The sequence below is a fragment of the Nonomuraea ferruginea genome (assembly GCF_039540635.1).
GTDB lineage: Bacteria > Actinomycetota > Actinomycetes > Streptosporangiales > Streptosporangiaceae > Nonomuraea > Nonomuraea ferruginea.
Window position 1 is genome coordinate 228,078 of the sequence record NZ_BAABFD010000014.1, and the last position, 12,363, is coordinate 240,440.

15 protein-coding genes are annotated in these 12,363 nt (G+C 70.9%); 8 read left to right on the forward strand and 7 right to left on the reverse strand.

The window, feature by feature from the left end:
• Positions 1-4 precede the first annotated feature (4 nt).
• Complete coding sequence (locus ABD999_RS26435; protein ID WP_271277784.1) at positions 5-295, forward strand: hypothetical protein; 291 nt, start codon at positions 5-7, stop codon at positions 293-295.
• Here ABD999_RS26435 and ABD999_RS26440 read toward each other — a convergent pair.
• Genes ABD999_RS26440 through ABD999_RS26450 form a run of 3 tightly spaced genes read right to left on the reverse strand, consistent with a single transcriptional unit; the run spans position 280 to position 2,592 of the window.
• The gene (locus tag ABD999_RS26440) at positions 280-1,989 is read right to left on the reverse strand and encodes an urease subunit alpha (RefSeq protein ID WP_271277783.1); all 1,710 of its coding nucleotides are present in this window, start codon (positions 1,987-1,989) and stop codon (positions 280-282) included. The genes ABD999_RS26435 and ABD999_RS26440 overlap by 16 nt on opposite strands.
• A complete protein-coding gene (locus ABD999_RS26445; RefSeq protein WP_148033437.1) occupies positions 1,982-2,293 on the reverse strand; it encodes an urease subunit beta in 312 nt (103 codons plus the stop codon). The genes ABD999_RS26440 and ABD999_RS26445 overlap by 8 nt, the downstream gene beginning before the upstream one ends.
• Entirely contained in the window at positions 2,290-2,592 is a 303-nt protein-coding gene (locus ABD999_RS26450; protein WP_148033436.1) for an urease subunit gamma, read from the reverse strand. Before ABD999_RS26450 ends, ABD999_RS26445 begins: the two co-directional genes overlap by 4 nt.
• 200 nt (positions 2,593-2,792) lie before the next feature.
• Between ABD999_RS26450 and urtA the strand changes: the two genes are divergently transcribed.
• Genes urtA through urtE form a run of 5 tightly spaced genes read left to right on the forward strand, consistent with a single transcriptional unit; the run spans position 2,793 to position 7,274 of the window.
• Positions 2,793-4,010, forward strand: coding sequence for an urea ABC transporter substrate-binding protein (urtA, locus tag ABD999_RS26455; protein WP_219549205.1), 1,218 nt, complete (start codon positions 2,793-2,795; stop codon positions 4,008-4,010).
• Entirely contained in the window at positions 4,010-4,858 is an 849-nt protein-coding gene (urtB, locus tag ABD999_RS26460; protein WP_148033435.1) for an urea ABC transporter permease subunit UrtB, read from the forward strand. Before urtA ends, urtB begins: the two co-directional genes overlap by 1 nt.
• Positions 4,855-5,874 carry an urea ABC transporter permease subunit UrtC gene (gene urtC, locus ABD999_RS26465; RefSeq protein ID WP_271277782.1) on the forward strand — a complete coding sequence of 340 codons (1,020 nt, stop codon included), beginning with the start codon at positions 4,855-4,857 and terminating at the stop codon, positions 5,872-5,874. Before urtB ends, urtC begins: the two co-directional genes overlap by 4 nt.
• Positions 5,858-6,601, forward strand: coding sequence for an urea ABC transporter ATP-binding protein UrtD (urtD, locus tag ABD999_RS26470; RefSeq protein ID WP_148033433.1), 744 nt, complete (start codon positions 5,858-5,860; stop codon positions 6,599-6,601). Before urtC ends, urtD begins: the two co-directional genes overlap by 17 nt.
• Positions 6,585-7,274 (forward strand): urea ABC transporter ATP-binding subunit UrtE, encoded by a 690-nt coding sequence (urtE, locus tag ABD999_RS26475; protein ID WP_271277781.1) that lies wholly within the window; start codon positions 6,585-6,587, stop codon positions 7,272-7,274. The genes urtD and urtE overlap by 17 nt, the downstream gene beginning before the upstream one ends.
• Positions 7,275-7,277: 3 nt before the next feature.
• On the opposite strand, the gene ABD999_RS26480 is transcribed toward urtE, so the two are convergent.
• From ABD999_RS26480 to ABD999_RS26490, 3 genes are read right to left on the reverse strand one after another with little or no spacing between them, the layout of a single operon-like run.
• Positions 7,278-7,994, reverse strand: a complete 717-nt coding sequence (locus tag ABD999_RS26480; protein ID WP_271277780.1) for a Mut7-C RNAse domain-containing protein — start codon at positions 7,992-7,994, stop codon at positions 7,278-7,280.
• Positions 7,995-8,029: 35 nt separating this feature from the next.
• Positions 8,030-9,010 carry a GNAT family N-acetyltransferase gene (locus ABD999_RS26485; RefSeq protein WP_271277779.1) on the reverse strand — a complete coding sequence of 327 codons (981 nt, stop codon included), beginning with the start codon at positions 9,008-9,010 and terminating at the stop codon, positions 8,030-8,032.
• Between the two features lie 29 nt (positions 9,011-9,039).
• The gene (locus ABD999_RS26490; RefSeq protein WP_271277778.1) at positions 9,040-9,285 is read right to left on the reverse strand and encodes a DUF2630 family protein; all 246 of its coding nucleotides are present in this window, start codon (positions 9,283-9,285) and stop codon (positions 9,040-9,042) included.
• Positions 9,286-9,322: 37 nt separating this feature from the next.
• Between ABD999_RS26490 and ddaH the strand changes: the two genes are divergently transcribed.
• Both ddaH and leuA read left to right on the forward strand, forming a co-directional pair.
• On the forward strand, positions 9,323-10,081 hold the full coding sequence (gene ddaH, locus ABD999_RS26495) for a dimethylargininase (protein WP_271277777.1): 759 nt from the start codon (positions 9,323-9,325) through the stop codon (positions 10,079-10,081).
• Between the two features lie 164 nt (positions 10,082-10,245).
• Complete coding sequence (leuA, locus tag ABD999_RS26500; protein ID WP_148033427.1) at positions 10,246-11,952, forward strand: 2-isopropylmalate synthase; 1,707 nt, start codon at positions 10,246-10,248, stop codon at positions 11,950-11,952.
• A gap of 121 nt (positions 11,953-12,073) precedes the next feature.
• Here leuA and ABD999_RS26505 read toward each other — a convergent pair whose 3' ends face one another.
• Positions 12,074-12,283 carry a hypothetical protein gene (locus ABD999_RS26505; RefSeq protein WP_271277776.1) on the reverse strand — a complete coding sequence of 70 codons (210 nt, stop codon included), beginning with the start codon at positions 12,281-12,283 and terminating at the stop codon, positions 12,074-12,076.
• Between the last annotated feature and the right edge of the window lie 80 nt (positions 12,284-12,363).

Genomic DNA, 12,363 nt, shown 5'->3' on the forward strand with positions numbered 1-12,363 from the left:
CCGGGTGCGAGGGGCATCCCGCAGGAGGGGATCCGTCTGGCGGGCGTGGTACGTCTGGGCGAAAATCACCGCGTACGGGGGAGGCGGCGAAGGTGCAGGCGGCGGTGGCGAGGGTGGCGGCGAGGGCGCCGGCGGTGTGGAGGCGGCCCCGGAGGAACGACGACAGGGACGGGAGGTCGTGGACCAGCCCCAGGGCGACCGCCTGCTCGACCCCGCCGGAGTGGGCGTGGCCGCCGGCCGGGAGGCGGGAGTCGGTGAGGAGGAGGATCGCCGGGTGCATCAGAACAGGAAGTAGCGCTGGGCCAGCGGCAGGGCCGGGGCGGGAGCGGGCTCGACGGGTTCGCCGTCGATGCGTACCTCGAACGTGTCCGGCGCCACGTCGATGCGCGGCAGGGCGTCGTTGAGCGGCATCGCGTCCTTGCCCCGCCGGCGTACGTCGGCCACGGGGACGAGCCGGCGGCGCGTCGCGAGCCGGTCGGCGAGTCCGGTCTCCAGCGCGAGCGGCGCCACGAAGTGCAGCGACGTGGCGGCGGCCGTCACCGGGACGGCGCCGAACATGGGCCGTGGCAGCACCGGCTGCGGCGTCGGGATCGAGGCGTTCGCGTCGCCCATCTGGGCCCAGGCGACCACCCCGCCCTTGAGCACCAGCGTCGGCTTGACCGCGAAGAACGCCGGGTCCCACAGCACCAGGTCGGCCAGCTTGCCCGGCTCCACCGAGCCCAGCTCGGCGTCCAGCCCGTGCGCCACCGCCGGGCAGATCGTGTACTTGGCGACGTAACGGCGGGCCCGCAGGTTGTCGGCGGGGCCGTCGCCGAGCTTGCCCCGGCGGGCCTTCATCACGTGCGCCGTCTGCCAGGTGCGGATCACGGTCTCGCCGATGCGGCCCATGGCCTGCGAGTCGGAGCCGATGATGGAGATCGCGCCGAGGTCGTGCAAGATGTCCTCGGCCGCCATCGTGGTGGGCCTGATCCTCGACTCGGCGAACGCCAGGTCCTCCGGGATGGCCGGGTTGAGGTGGTGGCACACCATGAGCATGTCGAGGTGCTCGTCCAGGGTGTTGACGGTGTGCGGCCGGGTCGGGTTGGTCGACGACGGCAGCACGTTGCCGTGGGAGGCGACGCGGATGATGTCGGGCGCGTGCCCGCCGCCCGCGCCCTCGGTGTGGTAGGCGTGGATCGCCCGGCCGCCGATCGCCGCCAGCGTCGACTCGACGAAGCCGGCCTCGTTCAGCGTGTCGGTGTGGATCGTCACCTGCACGCCCGTCGCGTCGGCCACGGTGAGGCACGCGTCGATGGCGGCGGGCGTGGTGCCCCAGTCCTCGTGCAGCTTGAAGCCGGACGCGCCGGCCTTGAGCTGCTCCAGCAGCCCTTCCGAGCTGACCGTGTTGCCCTTGCCGAGCAGCGCGAAGTTGAGCGGATAGGAGTCGAGCGACTCCAGCATCCGCTCCAGATACCAGGTCGGGGTGACGGTGGTGGCCTTGGTGCCCTCGACGGGGCCGGTGCCGCCGCCGATCACGGTGGTGACGCCCGAGCCGATGGCCTCGTCCAGGATCTGCGGGCAGATGAGGTGCACGTGGGAGTCGACCGCGCCCGCGGTGAGGATCTTGCCGTTGCCGGCCAGGATCTCGGTGGACGGGCCGATGACGATGTCGACGCCGTCCATGGTGTCGGGGTTGCCGGCCTTGCCGATGGCCGTGATGCGGCCGCCGACGACGCCGACGTCGGCCTTGACCACGCCCCAGTGGTCGAGGATCACCGCGCCGGTGATGACCAGGTCGGCGGCGCCCTCGGCGCGGGTGGCCCTGGACTGGCCCATCGACTCGCGGATGACCTTGCCGCCGCCGAACACGGCCTCGTCGCCCGCCCCCGCCGGGCCCATCGAGCGGTCCTCGGTGACCTCGATGAACAGGTCGGTGTCGGCCAGCCGCACGCGGTCGCCGGTGGTCGGGCCGTAGAGCGCGGCGTAGCGGGCGCGGGAGAGCTCAGCCATCGAGCGCCCCCGCCCGCTCGGGCCGCAGCCCCGGCACGATCCGGCGGCCGGCCAGCGGGACCAGCGTGACGTCGCGCGCCACGCCCGGCTCGAACCTGACCGCGGTGCCCGCGGGCACGTCCAGCCGCATCCCCCACGCGGCCTCCCGGTCGAAGTCCAGCCCCGGGTTCACAGCCGCGAAATGGTAGTGGGAGCCGACCTGTACGGGCCGATCCGCGGTGTTCACGACCCGCACCGTCACCCGCGCCCGGCCCGGGTTCAGCGGGATGGCGCCCTCGGGGTGCGCGTACTCGCCCGGGATCACGGGATCGGCCTGTGCACGGTGACGAGCTTGGTGCCGTCGGGGAAGGTGGCCTCGATCTGCACGCTGTCGAGCATCTCCGGTACGCCCTCCATGACCTCGTCCCGGCGCAGCACCGAGCGCCCCGACTCCATCAGCTCGGCCACCGTCCGGCCGTCCCTGGCCCCTTCCATCAGGAACGACGCGATGACCGCGGTGGCCTCCGGGTGGTTGAGCCGCAGGCCGCGAGCCTGGCGGTCACGCGCCACCCCGGCGGCGACGTGGATGAGCAGGCGTTCCTGCTCGTGTGGGGTTAGCCGCATGGCCCGGACCATAGGAACCGGCCGTTTCCCGGGTGTTGCCGGGGCATGTCGTACCGGTTTCCGTTGCCGAGCGGCCCAGATGACGAACACCCGCGTTCCGGTGAGGGCGTGGCAATCGGCAATTAACACGCGGGATCTATCCGTGACACGCGAGGGAGTCACCTTTCTTCCAATGGCAGGTCGGCAGGAAGGAACTGCTGGTGCGAACCCCCCGCGCCCTCGTCTCCGCGCTTCTCCTCACCACCCTCGCGGCCTGCGGGTCGCCGCCGTCCGGGTCCGGCTCCTCCGCCGACGCCCAGGACGAGATCAAGGTCGGCGTCCTCCACTCGCTCAGCGGCACCATGGCCATCAGCGAGGTCACCGTACGGGACGCCGAACTGCTCGCCATCGAGGAGATCAACCAGGCGGGCGGAGTCCTCGGCAAGAAGCTGGTCCCGGTCGTCGAGGACGGCGCGTCCGACTGGCCGACCTTCGCCGAGAAGGCGACCAAGCTGATCAGGCAGGACAAGGTGGCCACCGTGTTCGGCGGCTGGACGTCGGCCAGCCGCAAGGCCATGCTGCCGGTCTTCGAACGTTACAAGTCGCTGCTCTGGTATCCGGTGCAGTACGAAGGCCTGGAGAGCTCCCCGAACATCTTCTACACCGGCGCCACCACCAACCAGCAGATCATCCCCGGCCTCGACTACCTGAAGGAGCAGGGCAAGAAGAAGATCTTCCTCGTCGGCAGCGACTACGTCTTCCCGCGCACCGCCAACAAGATCATCAAAGCGTACGCGGCCGCGAACGGGATGCAGGTGCTCGGCGAGGAGTACACCCCGCTGGGCCACACCGAGTACTCCACCCTCGTCAACAAGGTGGTCCAGGCCGGGCCGGACGCCGTCTTCAACACGCTCAACGGAGACTCCAACGTCGCCTTCTTCAAGCAGCTCAAGAGCGCCGGCGTGAGCGCCGAGGCGATGCCGGTGCTGTCGGTGAGCGTCGCCGAGGAGGAGGTCAAGGGCATCGGCGTGGACAACATCGCCGGCCACCCGGTCGCCTGGAACTACTACCAGACCACCGACACCCCGGCCAACCAGGCGTTCGTCAAGGCGTTCAAGGCCGCGTACGGCGAGGACAAGGTCACCAGCGACCCGATGCAGGCCGGCTACAACGCCGTCCACCTGTGGGCCGAGGCGGTCAAGAAGGCGGGCACGACCGAGGTCGAGGCCGTCAAGAAGGCGGCCGGCGGGATCGCCCTGGAACGCCCCGAGGGCCTGGTCACCATCGACGGCGAGAACCAGCACCTGTACAAGACCGCCCGCATCGGCGTCATCCGCCCCGACGGCCTGATCGAGCAGGTGTGGGACTCCGGCGAGCCGATCAAGCCCGACCCGTACCTCAAGGGGTACTCCTGGGCCGGCGGGCTGGCGGAGGAGTGATGACGGCCGTCGTCAACCAGCTCCCCATCGGGCTGTCCATCGCGGCCGTGCTGCTCCTGGTGGCGCTCGGGCTGACGGTCACGTTCGGCCAGATGGGCGTGATCAACATGGCGCACGGCGAGTTCATCATGGCGGGCGCGTACACCGCCTTCCTGCTCCAGGACCTGCTGCTCGCGCTGCCCGCGGCGTTCGTGGTCGCCGGGCTCATGGGCCTGGCGCTGGAGCGCGGCGCCATCCGCCACTTCTACGGCAGGCCGCTCGACACGCTGCTGCTCACCTGGGGCGTCAGCCTGGTGCTGCAACAGCTCGCCCGCGACCTGTTCGGCGCGCCGAACGTGCAGGTGCCCGCGCCGTCGTGGCTGTCCGGCGGCATCGGCATCCTCCCGTACAACCGCCTGTTCATCATGGCGCTCGCCGTCGCGGGCGTGGCCGGCATCTGGCTGTACCTCACCCGTACCAAACTGGGACGGCGCACGCAGGCGGTCGTGCAGAACCGGCGGCTGGCCGCCACCAGCGGCATCGACCCCGGCCGGGTGGACATGCTGACCTTCTTCATCGGCTCCGGGCTGGCCGGGCTGGCCGGGGTGGCGCTCACCCTCATCGGCCCCGTCGGGCCCGCGCTCGGCACCTACTACATCGTCGACGCCTTCCTGGTGGTGGTCGCGGGCGGGCTCGGGCAGCTGCGCGGGGCCGTGCTCGCCGCCGTCGGGCTGGGGCTGCTCAACTCGTACGCCGAGTTCTGGTCCGACGCGAGCCTGGCCAAGGTGCTCGTGTTCGCGGCCGTCATCGGCTTCCTGCAGGTGCGGCCGCAAGGGCTGGTCGCCCTGAGATCGAGGGCGCTGACATGATCAAGAGGAACCTGCCGTTCGCCGCCATCGCGGTGATCGCCCTGGTCGCCGCCCCGCTGCTGCTGGAGCCGTTCCGGCTGAGCCTGCTCGCCAAGTACCTCTGCTACGCGATCGTGGCGCTCGGCATCGGGCTGGCCTGGGGGCAGGGCGGCATGCTCACCCTCGGCCAGGGCGTCTTCTTCGGCCTCGGCGGCTACGCGATGGCCATGTACCTCAAGCTCAGCGAGAGCGGCGGCGGCCTGCCCGACTTCATGGTGTGGAGCGGCGTGGAGGAGCTGCCCGCGCTCTGGGCGCCGTTCGCCAATCCGGTGTTCGCGCTGACCATGGCGGTGGCCGGGCCGGTGCTGCTCGCGGTCGTGCTCGGCACGCTGGTCTTCAGGCAGCGGGTACGGGGCGCGTACTTCGCGATCCTCACCCAGGCGCTCGCCGCCGCCATGGTCATCCTGCTCGTCGGGCAGCAAGGGCTGACCGGCGGCACCAACGGCATGACGAACTTCTTCGAGCTGTTCGGCGCCGACCTGGCCGACGACTCCACCCAGCGGATGCTGTACCTGGTGGTCGCGGGCGTGCTCGGGGTGCTCTACCTGGCCACCCGGCAGCTCGTGAACAGCAGGTTCGGCAGGCTGCTGGTCGCCGTCCGCGACGGCGAGGACCGGGTGCGCTTCCTCGGGTACGACCCCGCCCTGATCAAGACCGTCACCTTCGCCGTCTCCGCCGGGCTGGCCGGGCTCGCCGGAGCCCTGTTCGTCCCGGTCGTCGGCATCATCTCGCCCGCCCTGCTCGGCGTCGTCCCGTCCCTGGAACTGGTCGTCGCGGTCGCCGTCGGCGGCCGGCAGGTGCTGGCCGGGGCGGTGCTCGGCGCGGTCGTCATGGGCTACGCCCAGACCACGTTCAGCGAGCAGTTCGCCAACGGCTGGCTCTACCTCCAGGGCGCGCTGTTCATCCTGGTCATGACGCTGGCGCCGAAGGGCATCGCCGGCATTCTGGGGAGGTTGCGCCGTGCTCGAACTGCGTGACGTGCGGGTGGTCTTCGACGGCTTCCACGCCCTCGACGGCGTGGACCTCACCGTCGCCGACGGTGAGCTGCGCTTCCTCATCGGCCCCAACGGCGCCGGCAAGACCACGCTCATCGACGTGATCACCGGCCTGACGAGGCCCGCAGCCGGGCGGGTCAGGTTCGGCGGGTACGACCTGGTCGGCCGGAAGGAGCACCAGATCGTCCGGCTCGGCGTCGGCCGCACCTTCCAGACCTCGGTCGTCTTCGAGGAGCTCACCGTCTTGGAGAACCTCGACCTGGCCGCCTGCTTCAGGAAACCGCTGTGGTCGCTGGCCGGGCGGCGGCGAGGCGTGTCGGACGCCGTCGCGGAGGCGCTGGCCAGGACCGGACTCGAACCGCTCGCCGGCCGTTCAGCCGGCGTTCTCTCCCACGGCCAGCGCCAGTGGCTGGAGATAGGCATGCTGCTGGCACAGCGGCCCCGCCTGCTCCTCCTGGACGAGCCCGTCGCCGGCATGTCCAAGGATGAACGGGACCGTACGGGGCAGTTGCTCACCGAGATCGCCGACGACCACACGGTGATCGTGGTGGAGCACGACATGGAGTTCCTGCGCCGGCACGCCTCGGCCGTGACGGTGCTGCACGAGGGCAGGGTGCTCGTCGAGGGGTCGGTGGAGCAGGTCAGCGCCGACCCGCGGGTGCAGGAGGTCTACCTGGGGAGGAGGCCCAGCGATGCTGTCGGCAAGTGAGCTCGAATCCGGCTACGGCAGGGCCCGGGTGCTGTTCGGCGTCTCGCTCGACGTCGGCCCCGGGCAGCTCGTCTGCGTCATGGGACGCAACGGCGTCGGCAAGACGACGCTGCTCAACACCATCATGGGCGTGCTGCCCGCGACGTCCGGCGCCGTCACCTTCGACGGCCGCGACGTCACCCGGCTGCCCACCCACGAGCGGGCCCGGCTCGGCATGGGGTACGTTCCGCAGGGCCACCAGTGCTTCCCCCAGCTGTCCGTGCTGGGCAACCTGCTGGTGACCATGGAGGCGGCCAGGACCGGCAAGGAGTCCGTCGACTCGGCGCTCGACCTCTTCCCCGGGCTCAAGCCGCTGCTCAAACGCCGGGCCGGGCACCTGTCCGGCGGCCAGCAGCAGCAGCTCGCCATCGCCCGCGTGCTCGTCACCCGGCCCCGGCTGCTCATCCTCGACGAGCCCACCGAGGGCATCCAGCCGTCGATCATCCTGGAGATCGAAGAGGCCATCGAACGCCTGCACGCCTCCGGGCTCGCCGTGCTCCTCGTCGAGCAGTATCTCGACATAGCGGTCCGGCTGGCCGACCGGTTCGTCATCCTCGACGCCGGCCAGGTCGTGCGCACCGGCGACGCCGGGGACCTGCACGGCGAGGACGTCCACCGGCTCCTCGCGGTGTGACCGTCACCCCGCCGCCCACCGGCGGGCCGACTCGACGATCTCGTCCAGCCGCCCGCCGTGGGCGCCGTGCCAGTAGACCTGGCCGCACTCGCGGCACCGCCCGTACGCGTCGTAGTTGCGCTGCGTGCCCGCCTCCAGCAGCGGCGCCACCTCGCCCTTGGACACCGCCACCAGCTCACCGTTGCAGGCCGTGCACCGCGTCCACGGCCGCAGCGGCGGCGCGAACCGTTCCAGCAGGTCACGCAGCTGGTCGTCAGGACGGGACCCGCGCACGTACGCGCCCAGCCACAGCGCCCGGCGGCGCAGCAGCCCGCGGTCCTGGGTGAGCAGCACCCGCCGCTCCGCGTTCGCCTGCGCCACCAGCGACGGGTCGTCCATGTCGTTGTGGTAGGCGGTGTCGAGCCCGAGCAGCCGCAACCGCCTGGCCAGCGTCCCCAGGTGCACGTCCAGCAGGAACCGCTCCTCCGGCAGCGCCTGCGGCCGCGGCACGGCCGCGACCTCCAGCACGTCTCCCGGCCGCGGCACGTACGCCGGCGTCACCGCGCGCCCGCCGGCCGTCATCGGCCCCACCTCGGTCAGCGGGACGCCGGCGGACTCCACGTGGTGACCCAGCGTCGACGACCCGTCGGTGACGATGGGCCGCTGCGGCTCCCGCCGGCTCGCGGGCAGGAACAGCAGCAGCTCCGGGGCGATGCGAAGAAGCGCCGTCCGTTCCGTCACATCACCCATTCTGCCGCGCCCGCGGACAGACCCGGTCATAGCGGAAGCCGCCACTCGTACCACTCGTCGAGCACCTCGAAGCCCATGGCCTCGTTGATCGCCAGCATGTGCCGGTTCGTGGTGGCGTTCCAGGTGACGATCCGGTCGATCCGCGGCTCGCTCTCGCGCAGCCAGAACAGGTTGGACAGCTTGAGCAGCAGGCCGAGCCGGTGGCCGCGGTGCTCCTTGAGCACCGTCGTGTCGCCCTGGTGACCCCAGCGGCTCGCGCGGCCGGCGTCCAGGTAAATGCGGGTGATCCCGGCGGGCGCGCCGTCGGAGGCGCGCCGGGCGAGCATGCTGTAACAGTCTTCGCCGTCCCGCCGCATCCGCTCCTCGGTGGCGCGTATCCGGTCGACCGGCAGCCGCTTGGCCTCCACGCCCGCGTCGCGCGGCGCGTCGTTCATGCCGTCGAGCACCGCCGCCAGCGCGGGCAGCAGGTCGTCGCCGGCCGGGCCCGTCCAGCGCTCCAGCAGGTAGCCGCCGGACTCGGGCATCATGCGGGCGAGCCCGTCCCAACCGGCTTCTCCCAGGTCGAGCACGCTGCGCGCCTGCGTGACGGCCACCGAGCAGCCGCGGGCGGCGGCGAAGGCGGACCCCGGGCCGCCGACGAGCGTGGCGCCGCCGATCAGCAGATCGCGGCCGCCGGCCCGCGCCCGGCCGGCGGCGTGGTCCAGCAGCGCGGTGCCCAGCCCCCGGCGCTGCCGCTCGGGGTGGACCGCCAGCGTGAACAGGGTGGCGAGGTGGGTGTTGTCGTATCGAGGGAGGCCCAGCGCGTAGCCCGCGACGACCCGGCCGTCCTCGACCACGGCCCACGCCTCGGCCCGCGACCCCGGCGACCCCTCCAGCAGGTAAGCGCCGAACCGGGTCCGCGACCACAGAGGCCCGGGAATCCCCGCCATGCTCGCCACGTACGTCTCGTAGAGCCCGGTGGCCCGGTCACCCGACTCGATCCGCTGGATCAGCACGGCACCAGACAAGCGCACCTCGTCCGCCCACGCGAACGGTTTTACTGACGGTAGTTCTCCACCTGGCTCGCCGGACGGCTCGACGCGCCGTCGGGGTCGTCGCCCGCGCCGCGCCGGGCGCGCCGCTGCCGCAGCAGGTCCCAGCACTGGTCGAGCGCCGCCTCCAGCTCGTTGACCCGGGCGTTCTCCTCGTCCGTGGCCAGCTCGCCCGCCATCAGCCTGGTGCGCAGGCCGTGCTCCTCGTCGACCAGCGCCTTGATCCGGTCCAGAATCTCGTCGTCCCGCATAGGGGGACTCTAACTCCCACGTGATAGAACACGCCCTATGGCTGGTCTCGCCCTGGTAAGGAAGCCCGGCCCCCGCATCGCCGAGGGCATCGTCACGAACATCCCGCGCGAGCCCGTCGACCGCGAACTCGCCGCCGAGCAGCACGCCGCCTACGTCACCGCCCTCGCCGCCGCCGGCTGGCGCCCGGAGCACGCCCCGCCCGCCGACGACCTGCCCGACGCCCCGTTCGTGGAGGACGCGGTCGTGGTGTCCGGCCGGCTCGCCGTACTGACCAGGCCGGGCGCGCCGGAGCGGCGTCCCGAGGTGGACTCCGTCGAGCAGGCCGTACGGGGCCTCGGGCTGAACACGGTACGGATCACGCGGCCGGGCACGCTCGACGGCGGCGACGTCCTGCAGACCGGCGACACCGTGTACGTCGGCAGGTCGGCCCGCACCGACGACCACGGCATCGCCCAGCTCGCCGCGCTGCTGCCCGAAAGGCAGGTGGTGCCGGTCGAGCTGTCCGGCGTGCTCCACCTCAAGTCCGCCGTCACCGCGCTGCCCGACGGCACCCTCATCGGCGACCCCGCGCACGCCCGCCTGCCCGGCCTGCTGGTGCCGCCGGAGGAGGCGGGCGCGCACGTCGTGCCGCTGGACGGGGACACGGTCCTGATGGCGGCCTCCGCGCCGCGCACCGCCGAACTGCTGGAGAAGCGCGGTCTCGCCGTGGTCGCGGTCGACATCTCGGAGTTCGAGAAACTGGAGGGCTGCGTCACCTGCCTGAGCGTGCTCGTCCCCGACGCTCTCAGCATGTGAGATTTCGACCGGTCCACGCCGAGACGTCTGGTAGCGTGATTCGCATGCTGCGCGGGCTCCTTCTTAGCTGCCGCGGCGAGGGCCTCTAAAGGCCGGCTCCCTCGCCGCGGAGCCAGTCATGCGCGTCGGCCGCTTTCCTTCGACCGACACCCAGGAGCACTTCGATGACAGCTCAGCAGCCCAGCCGCATGCCGTTCCAGCGCTACCAACCCTTCGAGCCGATCCGGCTGACCGACCGCACCTGGCCCGACCAGGTCATCACCAAGGCCCCGCGCTGGTGCGCCGTCGACCTGCGTGACGGCAACCAGGCGCTGATCGACCCGATGGACTCCCACCGCAAGCTCCAGATGTTCGAGCTGCTGGTCCGGCTGGGCTACAAGGAGATCGAGGTCGGCTTCCCGGCCGCCTCCCAGACCGACTTCGACTTCGTACGGCAGATCATCGAAGAGGACCGGATCCCCGGCGACGTGGTGATCCAGGTGCTGACCCAGGCCAGGCCCGAGCTGATCGAGCGCACCTTCGAGTCGCTGCGGGGCGCCAAGCAGGCCATCGTCCACCTCTACAACTCCACCTCCACGCTGCAGCGGCGGGTGGTGTTCGGCATGGACAGGGAAGGCGTCACCGCCATCGCCGTCGAGGGCGCCAAGCTGGTCAGGAAGCTGGCCGAGGCGAGCGACGTCGACGTCTACTATCAGTACTCGCCGGAGTCGTTCACCGGCACCGAGCTGGAGTACGCCGTCGAGGTGTGCGACGCGGTCAACGAGGTGTGGCAGCCCACCCCCGACCGCAAGGTGATCATCAACCTGCCGGCGACGGTCGAGATGGCCGGCCCCAACGTGTACGCCGACCAGATCGAGTGGATGCACCGCAACCTGAAGCACCGCGACTCGATCATCCTGTCGCTCCACCCGCACAACGACCGCGGCAGCGCCGTGGCCGCCGCCGAGCTGGGCTACATGGCCGGCGCCGACCGCATCGAAGGCTGCCTGTTCGGCAACGGCGAGCGCACCGGCAACGTCTGCCTGGTCACGCTGGGCATGAACCTGTTCTCCCAGGGCGTCGACCCGGAGATCGACTTCAGCGACATCGACGAGATCCGCCGCGTCGTCGAATACTGCAACCAGCTGCCCGTCCACCCCCGCCACCCGTGGGGCGGCGAGCTGGTCTACACCGCCTTCTCCGGCTCCCACCAGGACGCCATCAAGAAGGGCTTCGAACACCTGGAGGCCGACGCCGAGGCCGCGGGCGTCCCCGTCGACTCCCACACCTGGGCCGTTCCCTACCTGCCCATCGACCCCAAGGACATCGGCCGCACCTACGAGGCCGTCATCCGGGTCAACAGCCAGTCGGGCAAGGGCGGCGTCGCCTACATCATGAAGGCCGACCACCAGCTCGACCTGCCCCGGCGGCTGCAGATCGAGTTCTCCAAGGTCGTGCAGGCCCGCACCGACGCCGAGGGCGGCGAGATCACCCCGGCTGACATGTTCGCCATCTTCCAGGACGAATACCTGCCGACGCCCGGCAACCGCTGGGGCCGGCTCGGCCTGATGGCCCACCGCCACGACTCGACCGTCGACGAGAAGGTCCGCCTCAACGCCGACGTCCGCGTCGACGGCGAGATCCGCGAGATCGAAGGCGTCGGCAACGGCCCCATCTCCGCCTTCATCGACGCCATCGGAGCCGCCGGCATCAAGGTACGCGTCCTGGACTACGTCGAGCACGCGCTGAGCGCCGGCACCGACGCCAAGGCGGCCTCCTACATGGAGTGCGAGGTCAACGGCGCGGTGCTGTGGGGGGTCGGCATCGACGCCAACACCACCACCGCCTCCCTCAAGGCCATCATCTCCGCGGTCAACCGCGCCTCCCGCTGACCGTCTACCTGCACCGCCCTGCATGATCTGCGGGGTTCCGGTGCCCGGCATACCGCCCACAAGGCTCGATGCCCTTTCTCGACCGCGCCTCTGCTGACCATGGGGGTGCGGTCGAGGTGTTTTATCTGGTGTTGAGTTCGCAGTTGTGTATTTCCGCGTAGCGGTTTTGGGCGATGCGCATCAGGTCGGTCAGGTCTTTCATGGCGTCTCGGCCTTTGGCGATCTTAGGTAGCGAGATGTCGATCAAACGGTCCATGGCACCGCAGCGGAACTTCGCGCTCGCCTGGTACGGCTGGTCATCCACTGCAGGGTTGGGCAGGTATGCGGCCATGCCGTCACCGAGATCGGCAGGGAGCGCAACCCCACCATGCCTCGTGTAGACCTTTCGTCTATCCCTCATAAGGAAGTTCA

Coding starts and splice junctions, on each gene's coding strand:
- ABD999_RS26505 (WP_271277776.1), bottom strand. CDS start 12,283: ATGGCCGCATACCTGCCCAACCCTGCAGTGGATGACCAGCCGTACCAG.
- ddaH (WP_271277777.1), top strand. CDS start 9,323: ATGGCTGGTCTCGCCCTGGTAAGGAAGCCCGGCCCCCGCATCGCCGAG.
- ABD999_RS26450 (WP_148033436.1), bottom strand. CDS start 2,592: ATGCGGCTAACCCCACACGAGCAGGAACGCCTGCTCATCCACGTCGCC.
- ABD999_RS26490 (WP_271277778.1), bottom strand. CDS start 9,285: ATGCGGGACGACGAGATTCTGGACCGGATCAAGGCGCTGGTCGACGAG.
- urtE (WP_271277781.1), top strand. CDS start 6,585: ATGCTGTCGGCAAGTGAGCTCGAATCCGGCTACGGCAGGGCCCGGGTG.
- urtB (WP_148033435.1), top strand. CDS start 4,010: ATGACGGCCGTCGTCAACCAGCTCCCCATCGGGCTGTCCATCGCGGCC.
- ABD999_RS26440 (WP_271277783.1), bottom strand. CDS start 1,989: ATGGCTGAGCTCTCCCGCGCCCGCTACGCCGCGCTCTACGGCCCGACC.
- urtC (WP_271277782.1), top strand. CDS start 4,855: ATGATCAAGAGGAACCTGCCGTTCGCCGCCATCGCGGTGATCGCCCTG.
- leuA (WP_148033427.1), top strand. CDS start 10,246: ATGACAGCTCAGCAGCCCAGCCGCATGCCGTTCCAGCGCTACCAACCC.